General features: G+C 65.5%; 26 protein-coding genes. 8 read left to right on the top strand and 18 right to left on the bottom strand.

The window, feature by feature from the left end; all coding sequences use genetic code 11:
- Positions 1 to 269: 269 nt before the first annotated feature.
- Entirely contained in the window at positions 270 to 842 is a 573-nt protein-coding gene (locus ON19_RS13250) for an EF-hand domain-containing protein (protein WP_218006403.1), read from the top strand.
- 641 nt (positions 843 to 1,483) lie between these two features.
- Positions 1,484 to 2,461 (top strand): tetratricopeptide repeat protein, encoded by a 978-nt coding sequence (locus tag ON19_RS13240; protein ID WP_043690872.1) that lies wholly within the window; start codon positions 1,484 to 1,486, stop codon positions 2,459 to 2,461.
- Positions 2,462 to 2,470: 9 nt separating this feature from the next.
- Here ON19_RS13240 and ON19_RS13235 read toward each other — a convergent pair whose 3' ends face one another.
- Positions 2,471 to 5,269, bottom strand: a complete 2,799-nt coding sequence (locus tag ON19_RS13235) for a CHAT domain-containing protein (RefSeq protein WP_157229691.1) — start codon at positions 5,267 to 5,269, stop codon at positions 2,471 to 2,473.
- Between the two features lie 284 nt (positions 5,270 to 5,553).
- Entirely contained in the window at positions 5,554 to 6,369 is an 816-nt protein-coding gene (locus tag ON19_RS13230) for an SDR family NAD(P)-dependent oxidoreductase (RefSeq protein WP_043690868.1), read from the bottom strand.
- Positions 6,370 to 6,481: 112 nt separating this feature from the next.
- Here ON19_RS13230 and ON19_RS13225 point away from each other — a divergent pair, with 112 nt between their 5' ends.
- On the top strand, positions 6,482 to 7,087 hold the full coding sequence (locus ON19_RS13225; RefSeq protein WP_043690865.1) for a TetR/AcrR family transcriptional regulator: 606 nt from the start codon (positions 6,482 to 6,484) through the stop codon (positions 7,085 to 7,087).
- A gap of 195 nt (positions 7,088 to 7,282) precedes the next feature.
- Here the strand turns inward: ON19_RS13225 and ON19_RS40170 are convergent, their stop codons facing one another.
- Positions 7,283 to 7,918 (bottom strand): H-type lectin domain-containing protein, encoded by a 636-nt coding sequence (locus tag ON19_RS40170; protein WP_157229690.1) that lies wholly within the window; start codon positions 7,916 to 7,918, stop codon positions 7,283 to 7,285.
- 404 nt (positions 7,919 to 8,322) lie between these two features.
- Complete coding sequence (locus ON19_RS13215; protein ID WP_051168818.1) at positions 8,323 to 8,970, bottom strand: TetR/AcrR family transcriptional regulator; 648 nt, start codon at positions 8,968 to 8,970, stop codon at positions 8,323 to 8,325.
- Positions 8,971 to 9,059: 89 nt separating this feature from the next.
- On the opposite strand from ON19_RS13215, the gene ON19_RS13210 reads away from it, so the two are divergent.
- The 3 genes from ON19_RS13210 (at position 9,060) to ON19_RS13200 (ending at position 11,547) form a co-directional block, all read left to right on the top strand.
- Positions 9,060 to 9,773, top strand: coding sequence for an SDR family oxidoreductase (locus ON19_RS13210; RefSeq protein WP_043690861.1), 714 nt, complete (start codon positions 9,060 to 9,062; stop codon positions 9,771 to 9,773).
- A gap of 77 nt (positions 9,774 to 9,850) precedes the next feature.
- The gene (locus ON19_RS13205) at positions 9,851 to 10,663 is read left to right on the top strand and encodes an oxidoreductase (protein WP_083899338.1); all 813 of its coding nucleotides are present in this window, start codon (positions 9,851 to 9,853) and stop codon (positions 10,661 to 10,663) included.
- Positions 10,664 to 10,695: 32 nt separating this feature from the next.
- Positions 10,696 to 11,547: an alpha/beta fold hydrolase gene (locus ON19_RS13200; RefSeq protein WP_043690860.1), complete on the top strand. Its 852-nt coding sequence runs from the start codon at positions 10,696 to 10,698 to the stop codon at positions 11,545 to 11,547.
- Positions 11,548 to 11,563: 16 nt separating this feature from the next.
- Here the strand turns inward: ON19_RS13200 and ON19_RS13195 are convergent, their stop codons facing one another.
- The 11 genes from ON19_RS13195 to ON19_RS13150 form a co-directional block, all read right to left on the bottom strand.
- A complete protein-coding gene (locus tag ON19_RS13195) occupies positions 11,564 to 12,160 on the bottom strand; it encodes a hypothetical protein (RefSeq protein WP_043690857.1) in 597 nt (198 codons plus the stop codon).
- Between the two features lie 266 nt (positions 12,161 to 12,426).
- Positions 12,427 to 13,158 (bottom strand): MlaD family protein, encoded by a 732-nt coding sequence (locus tag ON19_RS13190; protein ID WP_227954781.1) that lies wholly within the window; start codon positions 13,156 to 13,158, stop codon positions 12,427 to 12,429.
- Positions 13,155 to 14,255, bottom strand: coding sequence for an MlaD family protein (locus ON19_RS13185; RefSeq protein ID WP_063709426.1), 1,101 nt, complete (start codon positions 14,253 to 14,255; stop codon positions 13,155 to 13,157). The genes ON19_RS13190 and ON19_RS13185 overlap by 4 nt, the downstream gene beginning before the upstream one ends.
- Positions 14,252 to 14,575 (bottom strand): hypothetical protein, encoded by a 324-nt coding sequence (locus tag ON19_RS43705; protein ID WP_227954780.1) that lies wholly within the window; start codon positions 14,573 to 14,575, stop codon positions 14,252 to 14,254. Before ON19_RS43705 ends, ON19_RS13185 begins: the two co-directional genes overlap by 4 nt.
- Positions 14,572 to 15,354 carry an MlaD family protein gene (locus tag ON19_RS13180; RefSeq protein WP_227954779.1) on the bottom strand — a complete coding sequence of 261 codons (783 nt, stop codon included), beginning with the start codon at positions 15,352 to 15,354 and terminating at the stop codon, positions 14,572 to 14,574. Before ON19_RS13180 ends, ON19_RS43705 begins: the two co-directional genes overlap by 4 nt.
- Entirely contained in the window at positions 15,354 to 16,361 is a 1,008-nt protein-coding gene (locus ON19_RS13175) for an MlaD family protein (protein ID WP_043690855.1), read from the bottom strand. Before ON19_RS13175 ends, ON19_RS13180 begins: the two co-directional genes overlap by 1 nt.
- A gap of 14 nt (positions 16,362 to 16,375) precedes the next feature.
- Positions 16,376 to 17,380, bottom strand: a complete 1,005-nt coding sequence (locus ON19_RS13170) for an MlaD family protein (protein WP_043690851.1) — start codon at positions 17,378 to 17,380, stop codon at positions 16,376 to 16,378.
- Positions 17,380 to 18,432 carry an MlaD family protein gene (locus ON19_RS13165; RefSeq protein ID WP_043690847.1) on the bottom strand — a complete coding sequence of 351 codons (1,053 nt, stop codon included), beginning with the start codon at positions 18,430 to 18,432 and terminating at the stop codon, positions 17,380 to 17,382. The genes ON19_RS13170 and ON19_RS13165 overlap by 1 nt, the downstream gene beginning before the upstream one ends.
- A gap of 4 nt (positions 18,433 to 18,436) precedes the next feature.
- Positions 18,437 to 19,300 (bottom strand): ABC transporter permease, encoded by an 864-nt coding sequence (locus ON19_RS13160; RefSeq protein ID WP_043690844.1) that lies wholly within the window; start codon positions 19,298 to 19,300, stop codon positions 18,437 to 18,439.
- Positions 19,300 to 20,139 carry an MlaE family ABC transporter permease gene (locus tag ON19_RS13155; protein ID WP_043690840.1) on the bottom strand — a complete coding sequence of 280 codons (840 nt, stop codon included), beginning with the start codon at positions 20,137 to 20,139 and terminating at the stop codon, positions 19,300 to 19,302. The genes ON19_RS13160 and ON19_RS13155 overlap by 1 nt, the downstream gene beginning before the upstream one ends.
- 386 nt (positions 20,140 to 20,525) lie before the next feature.
- Positions 20,526 to 21,605, bottom strand: coding sequence for an NAD(P)H-dependent amine dehydrogenase family protein (locus ON19_RS13150; protein ID WP_043690838.1), 1,080 nt, complete (start codon positions 21,603 to 21,605; stop codon positions 20,526 to 20,528).
- Between the two features lie 113 nt (positions 21,606 to 21,718).
- Here ON19_RS13150 and ON19_RS13145 point away from each other — a divergent pair, with 113 nt between their 5' ends.
- A complete protein-coding gene (locus ON19_RS13145; protein ID WP_043690887.1) occupies positions 21,719 to 22,462 on the top strand; it encodes a glucose 1-dehydrogenase in 744 nt (247 codons plus the stop codon).
- Positions 22,463 to 22,511: 49 nt separating this feature from the next.
- Here ON19_RS13145 and ON19_RS13140 read toward each other — a convergent pair whose 3' ends face one another.
- A complete protein-coding gene (locus tag ON19_RS13140; RefSeq protein WP_043690835.1) occupies positions 22,512 to 23,087 on the bottom strand; it encodes a TetR/AcrR family transcriptional regulator in 576 nt (191 codons plus the stop codon).
- Between the two features lie 100 nt (positions 23,088 to 23,187).
- On the bottom strand, positions 23,188 to 24,018 hold the full coding sequence (locus ON19_RS13135) for an SDR family oxidoreductase (protein ID WP_043690832.1): 831 nt from the start codon (positions 24,016 to 24,018) through the stop codon (positions 23,188 to 23,190).
- Positions 24,019 to 24,350: 332 nt separating this feature from the next.
- On the opposite strand from ON19_RS13135, the gene ON19_RS13130 reads away from it, so the two are divergent.
- Positions 24,351 to 24,749, top strand: a complete 399-nt coding sequence (locus tag ON19_RS13130; protein ID WP_043690831.1) for a hypothetical protein — start codon at positions 24,351 to 24,353, stop codon at positions 24,747 to 24,749.
- Between the two features lie 68 nt (positions 24,750 to 24,817).
- Here the strand turns inward: ON19_RS13130 and ON19_RS13125 are convergent, their stop codons facing one another.
- Positions 24,818 to 26,062 carry a cytochrome P450 gene (locus tag ON19_RS13125; RefSeq protein WP_043690828.1) on the bottom strand — a complete coding sequence of 415 codons (1,245 nt, stop codon included), beginning with the start codon at positions 26,060 to 26,062 and terminating at the stop codon, positions 24,818 to 24,820.
- Between the last annotated feature and the right edge of the window lie 45 nt (positions 26,063 to 26,107).

Below are 26,107 nucleotides of genomic sequence, written 5' to 3'. Positions count from 1 at the left end.
TTGGCTCTAGAGGGCGGAGAGCGGTGTCGAGAGATGCGATGCTTCGGCGGCGGCATCCCGCCCAATTGCACACACCCTGCCTATACCAACCCTTGTGCTACCCGATGCGGATATCGGCCGACGAGTTACTGTCGACAGCGGCAAGCGTCGGAATGACGGCGCTGACTGGGAATCGGGATTCGTCGTGTGGCGCGGTCGGGACCGGCGGAGAATTCCGCTGGTGGCCGACCGGTCACAGTGCCGACGGTGTCAGGATCGGATCCGAGTAGATGGGGCAGGTCATGGAGATCAGCGAGTTCTTGACGCGCAAGCTGGAGCGGCGGTTCGCGACGTTCGATTTCGACGGAGACGGCCGGATCGAGCGCAGCGATTTCGACAGCTCGGCGCGCGCGGTGGCCGCGGAGTTCGGCCACGAACCGGATTCGCCTGCCGCGCAGCAGTTGCTGCAACTGAGTCTGCAGCTGTGGGGGCGGCTGGCATCGGTGGGTGATGTGAACATCGACAGATCGGTCGATCTCTCCGAGTACAAGCAGGCTTTCGCGGAGGGTCTGCTGGTGACCGAGGAATCATTCGAAGAGGGCTACCGGCCGTTCCTCGCGGCGATCATGGCGATCGCCGACGTCGACGGCGACGGCAAACTGAACGTCGAGGATTACGTCCGCTGGACAGGGGCACTCATGCACCTGCCTGCCGACGATGCCCGCGAAATCCACCGAAGGCTCGACACCGACGGCGACGGCTTCGTCACCACTGACGATCTGCTACAAGCCATCTACGATTATTACTTCGACGAGAATCCAGAAGGCGTCGGCAGCTGGCTGCTCGGCAAACTCCCCGGCTGAAGCCGATCTCGTCGATCGCCGTTGGCTTCTATGTCGGCGATCAGACTCGCACGCTGAGGGAGTGTTCGGCTCTCGGATCCGTTCTCCGGCAGACATCACGGCGGCGAAGAGCCTCAGTGGTCAGTTCAACGTCCGCGTCTGCCGCAGAGGGCGAATGCTGGGCGGATCCCTCTACGCTGCTGACGTGATCGAAATTGGTTCGAGGGCACGTAGCCTGCCGGCACCTCCCAGCGTCGTCTGGGAGTCTCTTTCTGAGCCTCGCCGGCCGGGCGCTCGAACTGCTTTCAGATGAAGTCGAACCCAGAGTCCTCGAGGCGGAGCGCCCCAACCGACTCATTTGGTCGTCGCTGTGGCCGAGCAGACCCGCTGACCAGGTGCACTTCGAGTTGACGGCCGTTCAGGGCGGGCAGACTTCGCTGAGGTTCATGCGCCATCACATCTTTCAGGCGGGATAGTCTTGTATTCAATGATTCGGCCGTGAGTTGCCGGCACCGCAGGGGGTAGGTCATTTGGGTAGATGGTTCAAGCGCAGACGCGAGCCCGACAGCGAGGCGCCACGGCAACCGCCGCCGAGGCTGACCCTGGAAGTCAGTATCCAAAGGGACGGCCGGACTGTCGCCAGCGAGGACCTGGGTACGACGATGGCTGCCGCGCTGCAGTATTTCGCCTACGGGAATCAATACGGCGCGACCGACGAACGCACCTTGGAGATGGGATCCCGCTATGCGCAGGAGTTGATGCGGGACAACGAAATCGACGTTGCTGTGACGGTCTATCGGGAGCTCGTGAGTCTGCGCAGCTCGGCGCTGGGGCCAGAGCATCCCGACACCTTGCGCAGCAAGCACAGTCTGGCCTTCGCGCTCTGGCAAGGTGGCTCCTTCGATGAAGCGGAGCGTGTTCAGCGAGCGACTTATGGGGCGCGCTGCCGTGTGCTGGGGGAATCACACGCGGACACGCTGACCAGCGGCAACAATCTGGGCTGGTTGTTGATCGAGCTGGGTCGAATTACCGAGGCCGAGCCGCTCTTGCGGCGAGTCGCCGATGGCATGACGCGAACGTTGGGAGAGGCCGACGCGAACACCTTGATTTGCCAGCTGAAACTGGCGGGAATCGACCACTTGCAGGGTAGGACCGATCAGGCTGAGCGCGCTATGCGGACTGTGATCAAGCGGATGAGCAGGACACTGGGCGCCACCGATCCCGTGACGCTTAACGCCCGCAGCAACCTTCTGGTCATTCTGCTCGATTCGGGTCGGGCCGCGGAGGCGATCGATGCCGCTCGAGCGCTGGCCGCCGATGTGGGGCGCGTGCTCGATGACACGGACGAGACGAGCCTGCATGCTCGGCACTCCCTGGCAAGAGCGCTGGCCGGAGTAGACAGGCGCGCCGACGCGATTCGCTTGCTGGCGACCACGGTGCCGGACAGTGAACGGGGCAGGGGCGCCGATCATCCCGCAACGTTGGATACGCGCAGTTTGTTCGCTGAGTTGCTGGTCGAGGCGGGTGACCGCCGGGCGCCCAGCGAGGCGCGAGCCGCGCTGGCGGGGTGGGAGCGCGTGGCCGGACCCGGTCATCCCAAGACCGAAGAGGCTCGTGCTGTGCTGCGGCGTGCCCGCTGAGGGCTGTGGTCACCCGCCGCTGTGGATGTGGGCGGCCCACAGTGTCGGTGTGCGGGGATAGCGGTCCCGGAGTTCGCGTACGGCCGAGTGCAGCGCGTACGCCGCCGCGTCGCCCGGGTTGCCTGCACGGTAGAAGGCAGTGGCCAGCTCGAGGGAGATCGCGTCATCGATCTCCCACAGGGTGCCGATGACATGCCGGAATCCGGCGAGTTGGAAAGCGCCGGTGATGTGCAGTGATTCGTCGATCAGGTTCAGCGGGGCTTGCGAGGTCGCGCAGGCCGACAGGAATCCGAGTTCGGCGTCGAGATCGAGTTCGGATACGTCGGCCACGGTGAGCGGGTTGTCCTGATGGTCGTGGATGAGCAGCCTCCCTTGCGCAGGGTCCTGCAGATCGGCCACCGCGTGACACGCGAAGTGCGCGTAGACCGATCCGGCCAGCCGTTTCAAGACTTGGTGCCGGGAAGCTGTCTCGTCCATCCCGGTCCACGCGTCGGGCAGCGCCTCCCCCGCCAGCGCTGCTTCGCGCTCGGCGGCGGGCAGGGCACCTGGCCCGCCGGGAGTGTGACGCATCGCCACGATGCAGGACCGGGCGCCGGGGCGAGCCACCCGTGGCCGGTTACGCAGCCGGGCGAGCGCTGTCACGGTCGGGGTGTAGGAGGAGACCACCCGGTCGAGCGCTGATTCTCCGGTGCTGGATTGGGCGGCGTGCAACGGGAAAAAGCCCAGCGGCCCGACCGGGCACCACCACACGCGCGGCAATTGATCGGCCCCACCGTACGCGCAGAGCCGGTCCAGTACCGGCCCCACGACGGAGCGCCACAACCAGTCCAGCACCTCGGTGAGCACCGACTGCGCCCGCATCCGAACCCGCGCTCCGACCGAGGGGTCATGAGCTGTGGTGGCGGCATCCTGCAATAGCCGCAGATTCGCTATCGCGTCGGTGAGTGACAGATCGGGCAGTGGCAGCACCTCGGCGCGATGGTCGCGCAAGATGAGCGCGTCGCAGCGCACCTCGCTCGGAATCGGGATCACCACGGTCTCGGCCAACTGGTCGAGCAACCGCCGTGCGCTGGGTGGGCGCAGGAAGTCACTCATGCCGGGCACCGCCCGGATGGTGTCGAGCAAGACCATCCATTCGGTTTCCCGGCCCCGGCCGAAGGTGGTGGGCCTCGGCAGCTCGGGCGCCGGTGTTTCGAAGTCCCGACGCATCCGCTGGAATTCCGCCGCAAGGCCTTCATCGGCGCGCTCGAGCGCGGCCAGCTCACCACCCGGTGCCAGCCGTTGGTTCAGCAACAACCCCCGGCCCCGCTCCAATAGCTCCAGCGCCCGCTCCGGCTGCCCGGCATTCACCGCGCAGGACGCGGCATCCGCTGCCAGCCCGGCCGTGGAGCCGAGGTCGGCGTATTGGTCGAGGCGGGTGCGTCCCCGGGAGGCCAGGCGTGGTAGCAGCGCGATGGCTTCACCGAAACCGTCCGTGGCGGCCGCCCAGCGGCCCAGTGTGGCCAGCGCGTGGCCTGCCTTGCCGAAAGCCCGGATTCGCATCGGCACAGAGCCGGACTCGATCCGTCCGGCGGCGAGGGCGAACTGGGCGGCATCGGTCAGGCAGGCCGGGTCACCCGTGCGCAGGTAGGTCGCACGCAATGCCTGGGCGAGGGACAATCCGGTGGCGACCCGCTGGGGATCGCGAGGATGCATGGTGTCGTTCGCCGACCGGAACAGAGCGATCGCCTCCTCCAGATAGGCGTGCTCCTGCGTGATGTCGTAGAGCTTGCGGAGGCTATAGCCCAGCTGGTCCAGGTGTCGGCCATGAACGGTGGCGGCTCGGGGGGACAGGGCGAGGGCCCTGCGCCGAAGCCCGACCGCCGTCTCCAGCGGTTCGACCTCGCCGGTCAGCTGATGAGCCGTCAAGGCCACTGTGGACAGATAGCCGAGCGCGGTCCGATGGTCCGGATGCTGCTTCGGCGCGGACTCCAACGCCGCGGAGAAGGATCGCCAGGCCTCGTCCAGCAGGTCGCCCCGCCCGGTGCGCTCGAACAGGATGAGCAAGGTGTGCCCGGCCATGAAACGCGGCCCATTGGTCTGCGGAATATGCTGCCGCAGCAGCGCGACGGCCCGTTCGACATCGGCGGTGTGCGTGGTCTCCTTCGCCCTCGCCAGCAGGCACTGGGCCATCAGCACGACGATCTGGTCATGGTTGGCCCCGGTCGCGGTCACCGAGGACAGCAGACTCATGGCCTCATCGACGTAGTCCTCGACGCCGGTGAGTCGGTAGGCGCGGAGCAGGGCCTGGGCATGGACACCGTGCAGAACGGCCCGGTTCTCCTCGCTGATCCCGTGCTCGGCGCGTTTGGCATGAGCCATGGCTTCGTAGAGCGTTTCCACCGACCCGTCGAACTCGTGTTTGCCCTGATACACCTGGCAGGTCTTGAGCAGCAGCAGCGCGCTCAGCGCTCGGTCGGTGGATACGTCCTCCGCGAACTGCAGGTACTGCTCGGCGATTTCGAGGTCCCGCGGGTCGCCGCTCACCTCGGCTCGGGCCAGCAACGCGTCGGCGAAGGAGAGCACCGCACCGACGCCTTCCGGAGTGTCCAAGCCCATGGCCAGAGGGCTGTCCGCCAGAGCGCGAATGGCAGTCTCCAGCACGACAATGGCCTCGATCAGGTCCTCCTGGGCTTGGACCACGCGGTACCGGCCGAGCAGCGCCGCACCCAGCTCCGCCTGCGCCACGACCCGTCGCTGATCATTGGCCGGTGATCCGGCCACGACGTGGCGCCAGTGGTCGACCATGTCCCCCGAGTATTGATTCACCGACACTCCTCCCGCTACTACTCTCCCCCGAGACTGCCAGCGATGCGGCGATATCGGATCGGATACCAGTCCGAAGGCGATTACCCACGTCGCCTTCTCTGAGCTAGGTGTATCGGCCCTGGTCCTCGACGGGGCCCATGGTCACGGCACCGAGCCTTCGTTGTCGATGGTGGCGGCACCTCCGGCTGCGCCGACGTCGGTGATCTCGACCTGGGCGCTGACGTAGACCCAGACGTTGCGGCGGATCGGCATGGCGCCCATAGTTTTTCGTTTCGAGGTGAACGTCAGCCGGGCACCTTGCGGCTGAGGTGCTCCCAGGCGCGATACTTCGCCATGCGGTCCTGAAGGTCCTGCTGGACCACGTCGAACGACCCGGCGCCGACGATGAGACGCCGCGGCGGATCGGGCAGGTCCACCAGCTCCATGATTACGGGCGCAGCGGTGTCCGGGGCAGGTCCGGCGTCGTCGCCCCACATCTCGGTCAGCTTGTCGCGCAACTGCTGGTAGTGCGGGTCGGGCGTCGTCATCGTGGTGCCCGTGGTGAACAGGCCGGTGTCGTAGCCGCCCATCTGGACGATGGTGAGCTTGACGCCGAACTGCTCGGCCTCCATCGCCGCGGCCTCGCTCACCGAGTCGAGCGCCGACTTGCCGGCCGCGTACAGGCCGACCATGGGAAAACCGCCGCCGGTGCCCATCGTTGTGACCTGCAGGACGCGGCCGCCGCCCTGTGCGCGCAGGTAGGGCAGCACGGCCTGGGTCACCCAGACCGCGCCGAACAGGTTGACGTCGAAGTGGGCTCTGATCTGCGCCTCGGTCGCCTCCTCCACCATGCCCAGGAGCATGGCGCCGGCGTTGTTGACCACGATGTCGAGCCTGCCGAAAGCCGCGAACGCCTGCTCCGCGGCCGCGAACACGGCCACGCGGTCGGTGACGTCGAGCGGCAGCCGCACCAGGTCGTCGGGATATTGCTCCGCGAGTTCGGCGAGAGGCTCGACGTTGCGCGCGGCCCCGACCACCCGGTCGCCCGCCTGCAGCGCCGCCTCCGCGAACGCCCGGCCCAGTCCTCGTGACGCACCCGTGATGAACCACACGCGATCCATGGGCTCCACCTCCTCTTGCTTGCTCCGTTGCGACGAGACAAGACGGTACGTCTCGACTCGTTCGCCTGTCAAGACGGTCCGTCTCGTCTTGTACACGTGCTAATATCCGGGCATGGTCAAACAGCCCGATCCCACGCGCCGCAGCGAGCGCTCCCGGCAGGCCATCCTCACCGCGACCCGCGAGCTGGTCTCCGAAATGGGATACGCCAAGCTGTCCATCGAGGCCATCGCGGCCAGAGCCGGTGTGGGGAAACAGACCATCTACCGCTGGTGGCCCTCCAAGGGCGCGGTGGTCTTGGACGCCTTTCTGGCACTCAGCGAGGGCGGGCCGGAGCAGAGCATGGCGCTGCCCGACACCGGCGACCTGGAGGCCGACCTCAAAGTGGTGATGCGGGCGACGGTGGCCGAGTTCGCCGACCCCGCGTTCGAGAGCCCGATCCGCGCGCTCAACACCGAGATCATCAACGACCCCGCCCTGGCTGCCCAATACCGCGCCAAACTGGCCGGCCCCGTGGACGAGGCCAAGAAGGACCGGCTGCGCAGCGCGCAACGCGCCGGGCAACTCGCCGCCGATGCCGACCTCGACCTGGCACTCGAATTGCTCTACGCGCCCCTTTACCAGCGCTGGCTGCTCCGCTCCGGCCCGCTCACCCCCGAGTACGCCGACGCCCTCGTCGAAATTTTCCTCAAAGCCATGCGCCCGGACATCGCCGGGTGATGTCACCTCGAATTGTTCAATGTGCCAACACAAATGGCGCAGGACGTTTCAGGAGTCGATGGGCTGGATCGGTGCGGCCGGCACCTCCACCCTGTCCGCAGCAGCATTACGCGAACAGTCCACGGAGGTACCTTCCGTGGACTGTTGCGAACCGAACTCACTCCGGTCGACTACCTGCCTGCGAGCAAGGGCTCGCTACTGTGCGTCGCCGAACGCCAGCCAATCGACATTGACGCTGTACAAGACGGTGTCGCCCCACGCCTTCACCACGAGATCGAAACCCTGGCCCGTGACGTTTTCCGCGTCGACCGCCACCCGAGAATTGGCGCCGTTCCCGATGTCGACCATAGAAAGCCCCACCGTGACTTCCGGTGGCGAGTTGAACGATTCAGCGAATGTGATGGGCTCTCGCCACTCCCGCCATCCGGTACCGCTCGTGAGGGCCCATCCCGGCGAGACCAGGTAGCCCACATAGGATTTGCCCTTTTCGAAGTGGTTGGGGGTGGTCTCGTTTACCGTGACAGTGAAATAGTCGTTTTGGTCGATGTTTGTGCCGCTGCCCGGCGTCGGTGCGACGGTGAAGGTGTGCTGCCCGGCGGCCGCCGGGATGACGATCGCGACCGGGACCAGCGCTTTGTGCGAAGTGGCTTCGTTCGTATAGACCGACGCGGTGGCGATGACGGTCCCGTCCATCAGCAAATCGACGCTGATTTTCCCGGCGCTGCCGCGCCAGCCCGAGCCCGCGAACTGTATGTAGAGCGTCCCCCCGTTGCTGGTCATCGTTTGGCTGAAAGAAGATTGTGCGTTGTTTACCACAGGCGTGATTTGCATGGTTCCTACTCCCCTGAACGCGACTGTATACCCGCATATCCCCGGCGAGGGACTGCGTAGTTTTCGAAACGCTTGTAGAACCTGAGTCATGCGGTGGATCAAAGAAAAGCCAAACCAGCACTCGAGTGGCCACCAACTTCGGTGGAGGATCCCAGCTACCAGGTTAGCGCGAGAGGCGCTGTCTCGCAGCAGGTTTCATTAATAGCTCACCGGCGCAACCACATCTGACGGCAACGGCTTCGGCGCACCGAAGACCGGCGAACCAGCCGCGGGCGGTCGCGGTGATCGACGTTCGGATGGTGTGGCGCCGACCGATCTCGGCGTGGCCTCGGCCTGCCGAACCGACCTCGTCGCCGCCACGCTCGACCCGTCAGGCAGCGTCGAGACAGCCTCCGATGCGGGCGTCAATCCCGCGCGCCCGCGTCCGAGACGGTCGCGTTCTGGGCGAACCCGTCGGGAGGCAGGGAACCACCGACACCGGCGCCGTCGAGGAGTGTGGTGGCGGTGGCGACGGCGAGGCCGTCGAGGTGCTGCGCTTGGACGACAGATCGGGCGCTGGCCCCGTCGAAAACGAGGGTCAGTTGCCGGGCGAGCTGCGCGGGGTCGCGCGCGCCACCGCGCTCGGCCTCGTGCTGAAAGAACGAGGTCAGGCCATCCTTGTGTCGGCGAGCGACCAGGCTGCCCGGGTGTTCGGGTGACTTGAGTTGGACCGCCGCGGCGACATACGGGCAGCCGCGAAAATCTTGGACCGGCTCCAGATACTCCAGCCGTTGGAAAACGTGCAGGATCCGCTCGCGCGGCGATCGGTCGTCGTCGGCCGGTAGCAGGGCGGCCTGATAATCCGGGGCGATGCGTTCCAGGCTGGCGGCTACCAGCTCGTCCTTGCTGTTGAACAGTTTGTACATCGAGCGCTTGGACACTCCGGCCGCTTTGCATAGCGCATCGACGCCCACGTGGACGCCTTGTTCGTAGAACAACTGCGCGGCGGTGTCGAGCAACCGGTCGCGGGTGGAACTGGAACCGGAGGCTACCGGTGGTATCGGGTCGGTCATAGATCTCAGATTAGCCATCCCCTTGCGCTTTGGAAACCGATCTGTTTACCCTGGTGGAAACAGATCGGTTTCCAGAAGGAGTTCAGCCTATGACCAGCATCAAAGATTCGGTAGCACTCGTCACCGGCGGCAGCCGCGGCATCGGGAAGGCGCTGGTGGAACAGCTCTACGCACGCGGCGCCGCCAAGATCTACGCCACCGCCCGAGATCCCCGAACCATCACTCATCCGGATGTGCACCCACTCGCATTGGAACTCACCGATCCGGATGCCGCCGTAGCGCTGGCCGAGCAGGCGCCGGACGTCACGATCCTGATCAACAATGCCGGGGCCGCGCTGGGCTCCTCGTTCCTCGACTCCCCGATCACCGACATCCGCCGCGAGTTCGAGGTCAATTTCTTCGGATCGCTGCACGTCACCCGTGCTCTGGCGCCGATTCTGGAACGTAACGGCGGCAGCCACATCCTGACCATTCATTCTGCGTTGTCGTGGATCGCGGTGCCGGGCACCGATGCTTACGGCGCATCCAAAGCGGCACTGTGGGCGCAGACCAACGCGCTGCGCCTCGCGCTGCACTCGCGTGGGATCAGGGTTACCGGACTGCACGTCGGCTACGTGGACACCGATCTGACCGCCGGAGTCGATGCCCCCAAGACGTCCCCGCACAGCGTCGCGGCGCAAGCTCTCGACGGTATCGAGGCCGACGCGCTGGAAGTCATCGCCGACGACCTGACACGACAGGTCAAGGCCGGGCTCGCCGCCGACCCGGCGATCCTCTACCCCCAAGTCGCCGCGAGCAGCTAGCGGCTCGGATAACTGCCATCTCCGGTGGCGCATGAATCTCGTTACAGCACACCCGAAGCGATGTTCAGGAGCTCACAATGATCACATCACGCCCCGTAGCCCTCGTCACCGGCGCATCCTCCGGCATCGGAAGAGCAGCAGCCCTCGCCCTGGTCGAGTCGGGACTCCAGGTAATCGGAACCGGCCGCAACACCAGCTCTTCGACCCCGCCCGACGGGGTGACCTTCCTCGACCTCGACGTCACCAGTGACGACTCGGTCACCACTCTCGTCGCGAAGGTGATCGCGCAGTTCGGCCGGATCGACATCCTGGTCAACAATGCGGGCATCGGCTCGGCGGGCGCGGCCGAGGAAAGCTCGGTGCAACAGGCACAAAAGGTCTTCGATATCAACGTCTTCGGCGTCATCCGCATGACCAACGCGGTCCTGCCGCACATGCGCGCCCAGGGCAGCGGACGCATCGTCAACATCTCCTCCATTGTCGGATTCATGCCGCAGCCCTATATGGCCGTCTACGCCGCGTCCAAGCACGCGATCGAGGGCTATACCGAATCACTCGACCACGAGGTTCGTGAATACGGCGTCCGGGCCTTGCTCATCGAACCGGCTTGGACCAGTACCGCTTTCGATGCCAACAGTGTGGTGCCCGACCAGCCCTTGGACGTCTATGCCACGCATCGGCAGGTGTTCGAGGAATACATGGCCGAGGCGGTCAAGGCGGGCGATGATCCCGCTGTCGTCGCCAAGGCGATCGTCACCGCAGCCACCGACACCAAGCCGAAACTGCGCTACCCCGTCGGCCAGACCGCTCGGGTCGGCACCATGCGCCGCCTCGTGCCCGCCCGCATGTTCGACCAGCAACTCCGCAAGCTCAACCGGCTTCCCGCCTGACACCCCGCACCACAACAGGAAGCGAGCTCACCATGAGCACCTATCTGTCGGACACCACTGAGAACCTGACCGTGGACGCTCCGTCCGCCCGGTTCACCTATCGGCGCATGGGCCCACGCGGTGGCATCCCACTGATCTTGCTGAACCGTGTCCGCGCGACCATCGACTGGTGGGACCCGCAGCTACTGGACCACCTGGCCGCCGACCGCGACGTGATCATCTTCGATGACATCGGCGTCGGCTACACCACCGGTGAACCCCGTGACTCCGTCGACGGATTCGCCGACGGGGCAATCGAATTCATCGAAGCACTCGGACTGACACAGGTGGATCTGCTCGGCTGGACACTCGGCGGCACCGTCGCCCAGCGGGTGGCGCTGCGGCGGCCCGACCTCGTCCGCAAGCTGGTACTGGCGGCGAGTAATCCCGGTGGGCAGACGCCCGCCGCACCCGCTCCGGACGCGAAGGTGTTCGCCACCATGACCAAGCCGGAGGTCACCGGCGACGACTTGGTGTACCTGTTCTTCCCTGAGACCGATACGGGCCGCGCCGCAGGGCACGATTACCTCGCCAGGGTCGCGACCCGGCTGGCCACCGGTGGGCCCGGCGTATCCGAGGCAGCGGGCAAGGGCCACATCACCGCGATCGGCAAGAACGCCTCGATTCCCTTCGAGCAGGTGCGAGCGGACCTGGAGAACCTCGACCAGCCGGTCCTGTACGCCACCGGCCTGCGCGACATCATGACACCGGCAGTCGTGTCCTACACCGCCGCCGAACACACCGGCCACGCCACCCTGCTCGGATACAGCGATGCCGGTCATGCCTTCCTCTTCCAGCACGCCGAAGCCTTCGCTGTGCAGGTAGCCAACTTCCTGGATGGCTGACTACGCCGCGGCCTGCCTATCTCGCCGGGATCGCACTCTGGAGACCGCCCCCGACCTCGGTGATCTTCCAGCCCGAGTTGCGGTCGATGGTCAGCGAGTAGGTGACGGTCGTCTGAGCACCGTCCGGTGTCTGCGCACTGGTCGAGACCACTGTGAGGTAGGCGTTGACCTTGTAGATTCCGCCGGACTCGGAAATCACGGCCGCGGACAGCGGTGTCGCGGTCGAGGTCCACTGCAAGGGCAGCAGAATCTGCTCCAACTGCGGCGCAGTCGCGTCGAACTTCGCCGATAGTTGAGGGGTGGTAGCGGATCGGAGTCGGCCCAGCCACGCCCCGAGGTCGCGGTAATCGATCGTCGACGCGCCCACCGCGTAATCCGAAGCGACCTGTTCGGCGTGCCGGTTGTCGGCGGCTCGGGCGTCCCGGTCCGCGATGGTCGATCGCGCGGACCAGTACATCCCCGCGAAGGTCCCGGCCACGACCACGAGAACGCCGATCAGGATGGTGGACAGGCGAATCTGCAGGGTGCGCGGGTGTTTGTCATCTCCAGCGGGCTCTGTGGATTCGTCCGTCGCCTCGATCCGGCCTTTGTCTTCATTTGTCGCGGTGGTCATGTTCTGTCCTCACTGTGGATCGGGGCGTCCGAGCCTGCCGAGCTACTTGATGCCGATTCGGAAATGCACTGTGCCGTCGGCGCCGACGCCTTGTAGCGCTTGGTCGATCAATGCGCTGATGTCGAGGACGGGTGTTCGGTTCACCGCATCTCGCACCACGGGCTCCAGCGCCGGCCCCAGTGGCGCGACGCTCGGGCCGATCTTGTTCAGTAGGTCGGTCAGCTCGGCGAGAAAGGGGACGAGCCCGTCGCCGGTGAAGTAGTCGGCTACCGGCGTCTTTCGACGAGTGCCGATCCGGATTCGACGATCGCGCTCAGGGTGATTCCGAAATAGCCGAACTTCGGACCCGCATCGGCGAATGCCGGTCCCAGCCACTCCATATCGCCGCCTATGGCCTGTATATCGCTGAACAGCTGCCGAATGGATTCGGTACGGCTCAGCAGGACGGCTGCGAGCAGAGTGGTCGACCGCTGCAACGTCCGCATCGCGGTATCCGTTCCGGCCAGCGCGCGGTCGAACGTGTCCACCAGATTTGCGATCGCCTCGGGATGAACCTGATCCAGCAACTCGACCAGTTCGGCCGACAGCGCGGTGATGGTCATCGGCATCCGGATCCGGCTCGTCGCGACGACCTGTCCGTCCCGCAGATACGGCCCGCCACTGTCGTCGGGGGCGAAGGCGATATAGGACTCGCCGAGCGCCGACAGCTGTTCGACACGCACGGTGCTGGCCTCGGGTATCCGGTATCGGCTGTCGATCCTCAGTCGGACGAGCACACCGGTGGCTTGTTTGCGCACCGTTTCGGCCCTGCCCACCTGCACGCCGGTGAGCAACACCGGAGCGTTCGGACCGAGTCCACCCGAGTTGTCCAGGTACATATCGACCGTGATGTGGGTCCGTCGCGGATCGAGGTGGAGCACGCCGAGCGACATGTACACGACACCGAGGACCAACACCGCCGCGATCGCGGAGAGTGACACCCATGCGCGAAGGTTCATCGAACGGCTCCGATCATCCGCAGGGTGTCGACGATGCGCATGTTCTGTTCGGCCGGGGACAGCGTGGTAACCCCGGACGACGCGGCTACGGTGACGTCGACCAGGTTGACCTTCGGACCACGCTCGACGAACGGAATGACCCTGGTGTGCAACAGATCGACCAGTTGCCTCAGATTCGACGGCGAACTGGTGTCGAGCGGACGCCCGCCGAACAGCATGGGCACCACGGCCCGCGTGGTGCCATCGAGTGATTGCAGCAGTGGTCCCAGCCACTGGGCGCTGGGGGCGAGCGGCCCCAGCGCCGTCAGCACGAAGATGACGCCGATCTGCGCGTTCACCGAATCGGTGGTCTGCTGGACACCGTAGGGGGTGAGCAGCTCGTCGAAAGTCGAGAGATTCTGCCCCAGACCGTCGTCTACGGTAGCTCGCATACCGTCGAGCACCGCGTCGACCGACTCGAGATGGTCCCCCAGGTCGATCAGATCGGAACCCAGAATCGCGGCGATCCGCGCGGTGTCACGTGGGTCCTCGGGCAGGACGGCATTCATCTCGCGGACGATGCTCTGGATATCGTTCACCACGCCGCTGCCGACGAAGGTGGACAGCCCGGCCAAGATGTCCTCGATCGGCGGCGACTGCGTGGTATCCGACAGCGGGATGGTCGCACCCGGCTCCAGCTCACCCGAGGTCGTGATCTGCGGTTCGGTGAGGGAGATATGCACATCGCCCAGCGGGGTTTCCTGGCGCAGTTCTGCGGTGGTACCCGTCCGCAGCCGCACCGACGCGCGGATGGCGACGTCGGCGACGACGTATCCCCGGCGCGCGGGCCGATTCGGCGTAGCCGCGACAGGATCGACGAGGGTGACCTCGGTCAGCTGACCCACGCGGACGCCGTCGGCGATCACCTTGGCGCCTTGCGGCAGGTTGAGCACATCGGCGAACTCGATCCGGAGGTGATAGGTCGGCCCGCCGACTCCGGCTCCAGGCAAAGGCGCATCGCCCGGCTGGAAGCCGCATCCGGCGGCAGCCAGCGCCACCGTCAGTGCGACGAGCGCGCGCGTCCCGGCCCGCTCGGTGACGAAGGGAATTCGCTTCATTTGCTGCTCACCGCCGCCAGAAGTAGGGGTATGGCAGGCACCGTCACGGCGCCATTCGCGGAGGTCTGGCACCGCTGCGTGGCGATCGCCTCCAACGCCGCACAGATCTGAGCCGCGTCCGATTGCGCCAGTGCGAGTTTCGGCGGTGCATAGCCGATGGTCAGTTGTCTCGTGGCCGGGTCGATCGCCCCGGCGAATCCACTGGCGATGGCCGGTGTGCTGCGAATGATCTCGGCGAGCGAGCCCACGCCTGCCGCGATCATGGCGGCGAGATCGGGAATGGAATCCAACGCTCGCAGCGCCGGAGAACCGACCATCATGATGACATCGTTGAGCTGTGGTAGCAGATCGGCGAGCGCGCGACGAGTTCGATGATCGGTGGAAACGCGAGAGTGTTGATATCACCGAAGGTCTGCGGCAGCCCCGTGATCGAGGCCTCCACCTCCGACCATCCGCCGCGGGCCCGGTGCGCGAGTTCGGCGAGGGCGTCGAGCAGTTGTCCGAGATGGCCGATCGCCGCATCGGGAGCCGCGAGTGCGTCGCCGAGTCGACGGATGATCTCGTTGATCTGGTCACCGGTTCCGGCGGTGGCACGGTCGAGCGCGTCGAGGCCGGCGCCGAAAGCGTTGCGTTGCGCGGGATCTCCGGCGCCGTTGAGCCGATCGGCGAGCCCCGCGAGGGCATCGAAGGTCTGCGACAGGCTCTTGGGTGTCAGAGTCTTGGTGATGCAATGCCGCGAATCCCAGCCTGGGCCTGACGGTTCGGCACCGATGAGCGCAAGTTTCCGATCGGAGACCAATGTGTCACTGACCGTCACGGCTCCGATGTCCGGTGGCAGTGTGCGGTCGGCGCGCACGGTGAAGCGGACACGGGCCGAGGTTCTGATGGGCTGGACGTCGGTTACTCGGCCGACCTGCACACCCATGATGGTGACCGCGCTGCCTTCGTACAGACCGATACTGTCGGGCATATCGGCGCAGTAGTCGCGCATCGGCAGGTGCGGTGTACTGAGCCGCAACCCGATCGCGGCGGCCGAGACAAAGGTGAGAACAACTGCGGTGGACATCATTCCGCGCGATCCCAGGAACCGTGTCAGCATCAGCATCCGCCTCCCGGCACCGGTACGCAGACTGTGGGCAGCTGGACTGTCGCGCCGGTCTGGTCGACGGTCACGCCGCCATCCACGGGCAGCAGCGGAAGCAGTCGCTGCTGGAGGCCGCGCAGGGACTCCAGGAGTGCGCCCAGGCGCCCGCCGAGCTCTTCCAGCCTGGGAATCGCGTCAGCGAGCGGCTGTACTCGCTGTTTCAGCGATTCGTCCCACGCTCGACCCAGTGGGGTGAGGCTCTGCAGAACAGCCGCCAGATCTTGCAGTGCTCGGGCGACCTCCATCTTGTTGTTCTGCACGATCGTGTCGAGGGTTCCCAGCCTGGTCAGCAGCCGCGCCAGCACATCGGAATTCGCGTTCAGGGCGGTGACGTACTCGTCGGCAATGGCCAGGGTGCGGGAGATGTCCGCGTTCTGCCTGTCGAGTATCCCGACCAGGTCACCGGCCGCCCGCACGGCGGCGCGCACGGAATCAGGACTCTTGTCGAGCGAGGCCGACAGTGCCGCCAGGTCCTGACGCAGGACATCGCCGTCGATCTGCCGAAGGGGCCGCACCGCGTCCTGGAACGCCTGAGTCAGGTTGTACGGCAGTATGACCCGTTCGCGCGGAATGACGGCCGTCCCGAGCGGCGCCGTACCGGCGGGTTGGACGGCGACGTAATAACCGCCGACGACGGTCAGCATACGAATGTCGAGCGTGGTCATATCGCCGATGAACACCTCGGCGGCGACGGTGAAATCCATCCGGACGCGATCCGGTAGCAGGGTCAGCGACTTCACCGTGCCCACGGGCACGCCGGCGATCCGGACATCATCGCCGGTGCGGATCGCGCCGGCTTCCGCCATCTCGGCGGAGTACTTTCGCTCGGGCGATGTTCCGTGGACGTAGACCGCACTGATCGCGACTACCAGCAGTACCACCGTGCATAGGCCCGCGACCCCCCAGCGGAGATCAGTGTCATGCGAGTTCCGGCTCACGCCTCCGGCAGAACGGTTCGCCATGGGCCGGCGGAATATCAGCGCTGGCATAAGACGATCCTCTGTCCGGCGATCAGTACCTCCAGGGGTGCGGGCGCCGCGGCGGTGCCGTGCGCACAGGTGAGATCGACCTCGGGTCCGGTCTGGGGAACCGCCAGGGTCAATGCTTGGATCAGGCCCGGCAGGCGCTCGAAAACCGCCACGGCTTCACGCGGTTCGGGGAAAGCCCGGCGCAGCGCCGCATCGAGGTCGCCTCGATGGTCACCGGCGATTCCGAGAGTCGTCAGCATGCTCCGAAGTGGCTGCAGTACAGGTGGTATTGCGATCGAAAAGTCGACCAGTCCGGGCAGCTTGTCGGTGATGGTGGTGAACAGGTCGGTCAAATTCTTCAGAAGTTGGATCGCATTGCCCGATTTCCCACCGAGATGCTCGGCGATCTGGGCCAGGTTGCCGACCAGCGTCGACACCACGGCCTGCCGGTCGGAGGCGTAACGGCTCAACTTCTCGATGGCGCCCAGCGCCGGGCCGAGCCCCGTGCCGTCGCCCTCGATGACGGCGAGCATGCTTGTGGCGAATTGATTGAGATCATCGGGTGAAAGCTCAGCCAATACGGGCTGCAACCCCTTGAACAGAGTGGTGATGTCGAAGGCCGGAATCGTCTCCGCCGTACCGAAAACAGTGTGCGGGTCACGCCGCTCGCCCGGTTGGTCCGGCTGTTGGATGTCGAGATAGCGGAAGCCGGTCAGGTTCTGATAGCGGATGGCGACCCTGCTGTCGACGAACAGCGGACGGTCACGGGTCACCGTGAAACGCACACGTGCGAGCGCGCCGTCGAGTTCGACGGCCCGGACTTTACCGACCCGAACACCGTAGACGCGGACGTCGTCGCCGGGACGCAGGCCATTCGCATCGGTGAACAGTGCTGTGTAATCGGATGTTTCGCCGTCGATGGGTCGTTCGACCAAGCGCAGGACGCCGGCCAGCACGAGACCCATCAGCAAGGTGGCGACAGCGACCCTCGCCATCAGGGAACGAGTTGTCATCAGCGCCCGCCCGGTACTGCTTGTGGCCCGAGCACCGACGCCAGCGGTGCCGCCAGCACCGGCACCACATCCAACTCCACGCTCGCGTCGAGCACCGGCCCCTCGGGCGTGTCGTGGAACGCGACACCGAGCCGGGTCAGTAGTTCGCTCAACTGGCGGGTCGATCGATCAGGTGTGCTGATCGATGCCGAGAGCCGGTCGAGAACCACCATGAGGATGGGCGGCAGATCGCCGAAGTGTTGTCGAGCGGTGCCGAGCAACCGGGTGGCCACGGGCAGCAGTTGATACTGCACGTTGGTCCACATCTCGCTGAACCGTTCGAGGTTCTCCGGGGATCGCAGGTACTGGTTCGTGTAGGCCGCATCCAGCACGTCGACTGCACCGGTGAGCATCGGTGGAAGTCCGGTCAACGCCGAACCGAACTGGTCGAACAGGTAGGACGGCGGCAGTTGCTGCGTCTCGGCGAACGAGCGCACCGTGGAGCCGACGGCCTCGAGCAGCGGTGTGAAGGCACTGAGGTCCCGCGACGTTCTGTTCAGCAGTTCGACCAGTTTCGGCGTCAACACACTGTCGGTGAGCAGGCCCGTCGACTTCAGCAGGGCTGCGAGCGTGGCGTCTCGCACGGAGTCGTCGGCGGTGAGATCGACTGTCGATCCGTCGGACAAAGCGGTACCGCCACCGCGGGCACGTAGTTCGAGGGCACTGACTCCGAAGAGATTGCCCGGCGCGTAGTCGACGCTCACCGCGTCGGTCAGTCCGAACAGCTGAGAACCGCTCAGGGTCACATCGATTCGCTGGCGGCTGTGTCCGGCGAAGTCGATCGCGCTGACCGATCCGACCCGCACGCCATCGAGTCTGACGTCCGTCCCGGGCCCGATACCCGCACCGACATGGCCGACCAGCAGCGTGACATCGATCTCGTCCGCCGGTCGGCTGTCCGGCGCCATGCGCCAGGCCCCGACCACTATTACCGCGAGCAGAATCGCGACCGCGCCGAGTATGCGGGCGCGGCGTGGTCCGACGTCCGTTCCGGGCAATGTGTAGGCAGGCATGAATTCACCCCGTGAATGAAACGGGAGATTGAAATCCCCACAGCACGATTGTCGCGACCATGTCGAGCGCGATGATGGCGACGAGACTGGCCCTGATGGCACGTCCGGAAGCGATACCGACTCCTTCCGGGCCGCCGGTGGCGAAGTAGCCCTGATAGCAGTGGATCAGCACGACGGCGATCGCGAACAGCATCACCTTGATGGTCGCGGCAACGACATCCCAACCGGCCACGAATTGATCGAAATAATGGTCGTATGTGCCGGATGGCGTGCCGTGGATGGTGGTCACGATCAGTTCGCAGGAGAAGTAACTGAGCAGCAGCGCGACGACGAAAGCCGGCGCGACCGCGACCACCCCGGCGATAGCCCGAGTGGTCACGACGAACGGCACCGATCGGATACCGAGCGATTCGAGCGCGTCGATTTCTTCGGAGATGCGCATGGATCCGATCTCCGCTGTCATCCGGCAACCGGCTTGCGCCGCGAATCCGACTCCCGCCGCGATCGGCGCGAGCTCGCGGGTGATGCCGAAGGCCGAGATGAGACCGCTGAGCTGACCGAGTGACAACAGATCGAGCGTGCTGAATGCCTCGATGCCGATGGAACCGCCCATCGCCGCACCCAATAGGAGCATGAGCGGCACCACGCCGCCACCGATGATCACCGAACCGCGCCCCCAGGTCATATCCGTGATCACCGTGATGGTCTGGCGTCGGTAATGCACCATGGTGTAAGGCACGGACGACAAGACCTGCCAGGCGAAGCCGATCACGAATCCGATCGACTCGATCGGCCCCAGCGGACGGACTCGCCGAAGCCTCCGACCTGCCCACCGCAGCCCGGCGGGGAGGTACGGCGATGCGGTCATCACGCCATCCTCACCGGGAAGAACATGGTGACGACCTGCGTGATCGCGATATTCAGGACGGCCACCGCGGCCACCGACATCACGACCGCGGCATTGACCCCGTCCGCCACACCACGCGGTCCGCCCTTCGCCTCGAGACCGCGCTGGCAGGCGATCACCACCACCAGGAATCCGAAGATCAGCGCTTTGACCACGGAAACCCAGACGTCGATCGGTGTGGTGAACGAACCGAACGACTCCCAGTAGCTACCGGGTGTGACATCCAGCGCGGACACCGCGACCGCGAAACCCGACGCGATGCCGACGAAGATGATCAAGATATTGAGCAGCGGCGCGACCAGCATCATCGCGGCGATACGCGGAACGACCAGCCGCTGAATCGGATCGACGCCCATGACCCGCATCGCGTCGACCTCTTCCCGAATGGTGCGTGCCCCCAGATCGGACGCGATGGCCGCGGCGCCCGCCCCGCCGAGCAGCATCGCGGTCGCCATCGGCGCGCCCTGCTTCACCACACCGAGTCCACCAGCGGCACCGATCATCGAGTCGGCGCCGAGCTGCGAGACGATATTTCCGACTTGCGCGGAGACAATGACACCGAACGGGATCGCCATCAAGATGCTCGGCACTGCCGTGACCCGGATCAAGAACCATGCCTGGGCAAGGGTTTCGTGCACCTGAAAACGCAGCCGGATCGCATCCGTCGATCCGATGCGGATTGCGTCGGCGCCGATTCGCAGTGCTCGGCCGAGAGTGGCCAGGCTGGAAATCACTGTATCGGTGAAGTTTCGGCGGAGTACCTGAGCTGCTGTCGCTTCTTCCCTAAGGGCAGCCGTCATCGGCACTCCTCCGTTACGCATGGCCATACCGATTCTTTGTGCTCGGCGAAATGTGGATCCGGGCGCTTGCGCGCACCCCTGCCGATCGGTGCGGCTTCGCGGACCGCGCGTGCTATGCGGGTGACGCTACCAGATGACCTAGACCACATTCCAGACATGGTTCCAGAAATATGATCAGTTGGTATTCCAACTTCTCGAGGCAGTGGTCGACCATGCTGCGGCGGACCATAATCTGCCGTTGCGAGCACTCCTTGGACACGTCGAGGCCGCAACGGCCACCCCAGCGCAGACGGCAGCCTCGATACTGACTGCCGCCCGCGATCCCGTCCTTTCGCGGCGAACTCCCGGCTGCCGAGGGGAAGGTAGCCGAGAGCGTCCGCCGGTTCTCAGGCCGAGGTCGCGACGACCCCGGGCCGGGTGATCAGCGGCAGATCGAGGGTCGTCCGAATCCCCGGCGGTGCGGCGACCACTGCGGGGATCGAGTTCACGATGCGCCCGGCGGCGGCGACGATCGCCGCGTGGTTGTGGTCGCCCTTGCGGCTCGCGGGACGGACATCGACGTGATATGAAGGCTCGCCGACGATCTCGACGCGGTAGGAGCCGCCGCTCTGCGCCGGCTGCGGCCATTCCGGGCAGAGATCCTCCCGGAGTCGGGTGATGTGCTCGATCACGATCACGGGCTCGCCTGCGACAATCCCGCGCACCTCGAAACGCAGAGCGGCCAGACCTCCAGCGGGGATGTGCCCCGCCGCGATATCGAAACCCTCAGGCGCTGGGACCCGTTCGTAGCTCTCGGTAATGGCATCGACGGTGACGCCGAGTCCGGCGCCCAACTGCCGGATCGCGGGCCCCCACGCGAGGCCGAGGATTCCCGGCTGCAGCAGCATCGGCACCTCGTCGAGCGGCTTCCCGAAGCCCATGACGTCGAACATGACCGTCGCCCCGTCGTAGGTGGCGTAGTCGGCGATCTCCATACAACGCACACGCTCGACGGTCTGACAGGTTCCCGCCAGCGCCAGTGGCAGCAGGTCGTTGGCGAATCCCGGGTCGACACCGGTGATGAACAGGCTCGAATTACCCTGCTCCGCGGCAGCTTCCACTGCGGCGATGTACTTGGCGGGCAGAGCCTGCCACGGATACTGCAACATCCCCGGCGCCGAGCCCACCACATCCACACCAGCGGCGAGCAGCCGCCGGCAGTCCTCCATCGCGCCCCGCAGCCGCGTATCCCCCATCGCGCAGTAGACAACACAGTCGGGTCCGGTCGCCAGCAGCGCATCGAGATTTCCCACGGCGGTGATCCCGGTGATGGTGTCGAGCCCGGCGAGTTCACCCGCATCCCGGCCCACCTTGCTCTCCGTCGACACGCACACTCCGGTCAACTCGTAGGTCGGGCTGTCGATCAGACCGGCCAGGGCCAGGCGGCCGACGTTTCCGGTGCCCACATGGGCTACACGAAAAGACATGGATACTCCTCGGGGTACGCGGGCCGAGTGGGACAGATGACCACCCGCCAGTCCGTTCATAGTTCCAGACAGTTGTCTGGATTTCGGTACAGTCGGATGCTAGCGTGACCGGCATGGGACGTGTAGACGGCAAAGTCGCGCTGATCAGCGGTGGCGCGCGTGGAATGGGCGCCGAGCACGCCCGACTGCTGGTTTCCGAGGGCGCCAAGGTGGTCATCGGTGACATACTCGACGACGAGGGCGCGGCGCTGGCCGCATCCCTCGGAGACGCAGCGGTTTTCGTTCACCTCGATGTCGCCGAGCCCGACCACTGGGACGTCGCGGTGGCCCGGGCGGTCGAGGAATTCGGGACACTGAACGTCCTGGTGAACAATGCGGGCATCGTCAACGGTGGACCGATCCAGAGGTTCGATCTCGACAAGTGGCGCCGGATCATCGACGTCAACCTCACCGGGACGTTCCTGGGCATGCGAGCCTCAGCGGAGGCGATGATCAATGCCGGCGGTGGCGGTTCCATCATCAATGTCTCGTCGATCGAGGGCCTGCGCGGTGCACCCTGGGCGCACGGCTATGTGGCATCGAAGTGGGCTGTGCGCGGCCTGGCGAAATCGGCGGCACTCGAACTGGCGCCGCACAACATTCGCGTCAACTCCATCCACCCCGGCCTGATCCGCACCCCGATGACCGCGGGGCTGCCCGAGGACCTGGTGACCATCCCCCTCGGGCGCCCAGCCGAGTCGAGGGAGGTCTCCACCTTCGTACTGTTCCTGGCCAGCGACGAATCCTCGTATGCGACCGGATCGGAATTCGTGATGGACGGCGGCCTGGTGACCGCGGTACCGCACAAATCATCTTGAATCCCAGCATCCCGACCCGTAATCGGATGTGGGCCGCCCGGTCGCGGTGTCAGGCGAGCAGGCGCCGGGCAGACCTCTCCAGTCGGTCGGCGACTTCCGCGTAGGTCAGGTGCCCCATCCCGGCTTGCAGCATCGCTCCCGAGTACAGCATTTCGAGGCATTCCAGGTCCTCGGCGTTCTCGCTACCCAGGGCCTCGGTCAGGCGTGAGCGGATCTCGCCGCCGATGCGTAGGCGCAGATGTGCGACATCGGGGTCGTCGCCGAGCAGCGCTTGGCTCATCGCGGCGGCCAGCGCGGGTTCATCGGCAATCAGCATGGCCGCCTGTCGCAGCACCGCGATCGCACGGGTGGCCGCATCGGCGTCGGGCAGGTCGGCGGGCGTCGTCGCGACCAGTTGTCGCCAGTACACCTCCGCGATCAGATGCTCTTTCGAGGAGAAGTAGGTGTAGGCGGTGGCCGTGCCGACCCCGGCTTCGGCGGCGATCAACCGCATCGTCGTACCGGCGTAGCCCTGGCGAGTCAGCACCTGCACCGCCGTCTTGGTGAGCCGGTCGACCGTCTCGGCCTGTTTGCCGCTCAGGCGGCGGCGCGTGGCTTCGGTGTGGGTCGACATAGGTGCGGACATGTGTCCGAATGCTACACCGACAGTTGTCCAGAACAATTCGACGCGCGCCCTTGTGCCCTTCTTCCGTGGCAGTTGGACAGTCGGTGGCCGACCGCGAGCGTCACCGAGTTCGGCGGAGTCGTTCGTCATAGATCGCGCGCGCGTCCCGGTCCACATCCTCCAGGAAGACGTGATCGATCCCGAGTCGGCGGATCATGAACTCACCGATCGGCCGGGGGGTCACTTTGTTCGCCGCCGCAAGCCAGCCGGCCAATCGGGTGACCGTGACCCTGCGGCGCGGCCGCGCCACCAGGTCTGCGACGGCACGAGCGACATTATCCGGCTCCGCCAGCAACCCGAACGGGGCCCGGGTTCCGGCAATCATCTCCGTGCGAGTGAATGTGGGCAGCACCGCCGAGAAATGCACACCCCGGCCGCGGTATTCGCGCCGCAAAGATTCGGTGAAGCTCGAGACCGCCTGCTTGCTCGCGCAGTAGGTGACCATACCCGGAGTCGGATTCTCACCGGCCAGTGACGAGATATTCACGCAGTGCCCACGCCCGCGCGAGAGCATGTGCGGCAGAACGAGTTTCGTACCGAGCATTACCCCATAGACGTTGACGTCCAGAATCCGGCGGGTGATGTCATCGGACTCGTCGGTGAATGCGCCGATCGGCATGACCCCGGCGTTGCTGATCAGCACATCGACCGAGCCGACCAGCTCGAGCGCCCGAGCCAGGAACGCCTCGAACGAGGCGGGATCGGTGACGTCGAGCGCGAAGCCGCCCGCGAGGCCCAACACGGTGGCGGTCTGCGCGGCGGCCTCGGCGTCGATATCGCCGATGACAACCATCGCACCACGCCGACACAGCTCCGCGGCGATCGCTCGCCCGATCCCGCGTGCGCCTCCGGTGATCACGATGGCGCGTCCCGCTACCGATTGTGTGCTCATCGAACTTCGATACCTCCTGCAAGCCAAGAGCCGGCCGCCGTGGCGGTATCTCGGACGACCCACTATGGCCTTGATCTCACTGCGAAAACCTGGCGCTTGTACTGCTGTCCAGAATATCATCCATACATGTGTCCGATATAGGGTCCACATCGGGGCAACCGAGTTCGAAATCTCTGGTGACGGCGCCGAAACCTTTGAACGACTCCTCGATTCGGCGCCGCGAGCACTGTCTCGAACGGGCTTTCCGAAGTTCCACGTGGTGCGCGGCCGCCGAAGATGCCGACATCGCGACAACCACCGTGTACACCTACTAAGACTTCAAGGAGCAACTCGTGGCCGAAATCGTCTGGCGGGCGGCGTCTTCATCCGAAAGCCTCGATGCCGTCGAGAGCATCGAATCCGTCGCAACACCCGACGTAGGGATCACGACCGGATGGGAACGGGACGCCGAAGCCCACGGCACATTCACAACATTGACGAAGTCATGCGCCGACGACGCAGCGGCCGAGTCGGGCGATTCCCACGACATCGCCCGACTCCGTGATCGCATCACCGACGAGATAAACCGCCGTGTTCGTGCGGCACTGGGACCCGACGCCGACCCCGCCGCGGTGCGGATCCTCGAAGATCTGTACGCGGAGGCGCTGATCGACGCCGAAGTCGGCTACGCCTCCCGCGCTCGTAACGCGGGGAATGCCGGATCTCTCGTCCTGCGCATCCTGCGCCGGTGACCCGCAGACGGGCCCGGGCGGCGGTGATGCGGCCGGACTAGACGTCGCGGTGTCGCGTGGCCGCCCGGTTACCCGTAGCTGACCTGCCAGTGTTTGATGCCGTTGATCCAGCCCGAACGCAAGCGTTCGGGCTCGGCGAGCTGGGTCAGGTTCGGCATGACGTCGGCGATGGCGTTGAACATCAGATCTATCTCCAGGCGGGCCAGATTCGCGCCGACACAGAAGTGCGCCCCGGTGCCGCCGAAGGCCAGATGCGGATTGGGGTCGCGGAGCACATCGAAGGAGAACGGATCGGCGAACGCTTCCTCATCGAAATTGGCGGAGCTGTAGAACAGTCCGACGCGCTGCCCCTCGCGGATGAGTTTTCCCCCGAGTTCGGTATCGGCGGTGGCGGTGCGCTGGAAGGCGGTGACGGGCGTGGCCCAGCGGATGATTTCGTCCGGGGCGGTCCGGGGGCGCTGCTGTTTGTACAGTTCCCACTGGTCCGGGTTGTCGATGAACGCTTTCATGCCGTGAGTGATGGCATTGCGGGTGGTCTCGTTGCCTGCGACGGCGAGCAGAATCACGAAGAAGCCGAATTCGTCGGAGCCGAGGGCTTCGCCGTCGAGGTCGGCATTGACCAGTTGGGTCACGATGTCGTCGCCCGGCTGGGCGCGACGCTGCTCGGCCATGTTCCAGGAGTAGCCGAGGATCTCCATCGACGCGTTGGTCGAGGCGTCGGTGGTGACGGCGTCGCCGTATTCGGGGTCGTCGTAGTTGAGCATCTGGTTGGACCAGTCGAACAGTTTGCGCCGGTCCTCTTGCGGCACCCCGAGCAGTTCGGCGATGGCCTGGAGCGGTAGCTCGCAGGCGACCTGTTCGACGAAGTCGCCGCCGCCTTGCTGTTTGGCGCTGCGCACGATGCGTTCGGCACGGTCGGCCAGTGCCGCGCGGAGCCCTTCCACGGCGCGCGGACTGAAGCCCTTGGAGATGATGCGCCGGATCTTGGTGTGTTTGGGTGGGTCCATATTCACCAGCAACGCGCCGGTGAGTTCGATCTGATCGAGGGTGATCTGTCCGGGTAGGCGGATGACCGCGCCCTTACGCTGCGAGGAGAACAGCCCGCATTTGCGTGAGATCTCCTTGATGTCCTCATGTCTGCTCACCACCCAGTAGCCGCCGTCGCGGAAACCGCCGGAGCTCTCATCGGACTGCTCGTTCCACCACACGGGTGCGGTACGGCGCAGTTGCGCGAATTCTTCGACGGGATTGCGGGTTTCCCACAGTGCCGGATCGGTGAAATCGAATCCGGTGGGTAGCGATGGCGCTGACACAGCGTCCTCCTGGAGGGCCGACGTCGTTGTGAACAGAGGGTGTGT

This window comes from Nocardia abscessus NBRC 100374, from assembly GCF_000308455.1.
Classification (GTDB): Bacteria; Actinomycetota; Actinomycetes; order Mycobacteriales; family Mycobacteriaceae; genus Nocardia; species Nocardia abscessus.
The sequence above is the reverse complement of the archived record's forward strand: the minus strand, read 5'-3'. Positions and strand labels throughout refer to the sequence as shown.

Bases quoted from the DNA above. Each gene is read 5' to 3' on its own strand.
- ON19_RS13190 (WP_227954781.1), bottom strand. From the start codon at position 13,158: ATGAACCTTCGCGCATGGGTGTCACTCTCCGCGATCGCGGCGGTGTTG.
- ON19_RS13210 (WP_043690861.1), top strand. From the start codon at position 9,060: ATGACCAGCATCAAAGATTCGGTAGCACTCGTCACCGGCGGCAGCCGC.
- ON19_RS13200 (WP_043690860.1), top strand. From the start codon at position 10,696: ATGAGCACCTATCTGTCGGACACCACTGAGAACCTGACCGTGGACGCT.
- ON19_RS13135 (WP_043690832.1), bottom strand. From the start codon at position 24,018: ATGAGCACACAATCGGTAGCGGGACGCGCCATCGTGATCACCGGAGGC.
- ON19_RS13175 (WP_043690855.1), bottom strand. From the start codon at position 16,361: ATGGCGAACCGTTCTGCCGGAGGCGTGAGCCGGAACTCGCATGACACT.
- ON19_RS13180 (WP_227954779.1), bottom strand. From the start codon at position 15,354: ATGCTGACACGGTTCCTGGGATCGCGCGGAATGATGTCCACCGCAGTT.
- ON19_RS13195 (WP_043690857.1), bottom strand. From the start codon at position 12,160: ATGACCACCGCGACAAATGAAGACAAAGGCCGGATCGAGGCGACGGAC.
- ON19_RS13185 (WP_063709426.1), bottom strand. From the start codon at position 14,255: ATGAAGCGAATTCCCTTCGTCACCGAGCGGGCCGGGACGCGCGCGCTC.
- ON19_RS13145 (WP_043690887.1), top strand. From the start codon at position 21,719: ATGGGACGTGTAGACGGCAAAGTCGCGCTGATCAGCGGTGGCGCGCGT.
- ON19_RS13215 (WP_051168818.1), bottom strand. From the start codon at position 8,970: ATGACCGACCCGATACCACCGGTAGCCTCCGGTTCCAGTTCCACCCGC.
- ON19_RS13205 (WP_083899338.1), top strand. From the start codon at position 9,851: ATGATCACATCACGCCCCGTAGCCCTCGTCACCGGCGCATCCTCCGGC.
- ON19_RS13150 (WP_043690838.1), bottom strand. From the start codon at position 21,605: ATGTCTTTTCGTGTAGCCCATGTGGGCACCGGAAACGTCGGCCGCCTG.
- ON19_RS13165 (WP_043690847.1), bottom strand. From the start codon at position 18,432: ATGCCTGCCTACACATTGCCCGGAACGGACGTCGGACCACGCCGCGCC.
- ON19_RS13155 (WP_043690840.1), bottom strand. From the start codon at position 20,139: ATGACGGCTGCCCTTAGGGAAGAAGCGACAGCAGCTCAGGTACTCCGC.
- ON19_RS13140 (WP_043690835.1), bottom strand. From the start codon at position 23,087: ATGTCCGCACCTATGTCGACCCACACCGAAGCCACGCGCCGCCGCCTG.
- ON19_RS13230 (WP_043690868.1), bottom strand. From the start codon at position 6,369: ATGGATCGCGTGTGGTTCATCACGGGTGCGTCACGAGGACTGGGCCGG.
- ON19_RS43705 (WP_227954780.1), bottom strand. From the start codon at position 14,575: ATGATGGTCGGTTCTCCGGCGCTGCGAGCGTTGGATTCCATTCCCGAT.
- ON19_RS13170 (WP_043690851.1), bottom strand. From the start codon at position 17,380: ATGACAACTCGTTCCCTGATGGCGAGGGTCGCTGTCGCCACCTTGCTG.
- ON19_RS13240 (WP_043690872.1), top strand. From the start codon at position 1,484: ATGGCTGCCGCGCTGCAGTATTTCGCCTACGGGAATCAATACGGCGCG.
- ON19_RS13225 (WP_043690865.1), top strand. From the start codon at position 6,482: ATGGTCAAACAGCCCGATCCCACGCGCCGCAGCGAGCGCTCCCGGCAG.
- ON19_RS13250 (WP_218006403.1), top strand. From the start codon at position 270: ATGGGGCAGGTCATGGAGATCAGCGAGTTCTTGACGCGCAAGCTGGAG.
- ON19_RS13160 (WP_043690844.1), bottom strand. From the start codon at position 19,300: ATGACCGCATCGCCGTACCTCCCCGCCGGGCTGCGGTGGGCAGGTCGG.
- ON19_RS40170 (WP_157229690.1), bottom strand. From the start codon at position 7,918: ATGCAAATCACGCCTGTGGTAAACAACGCACAATCTTCTTTCAGCCAA.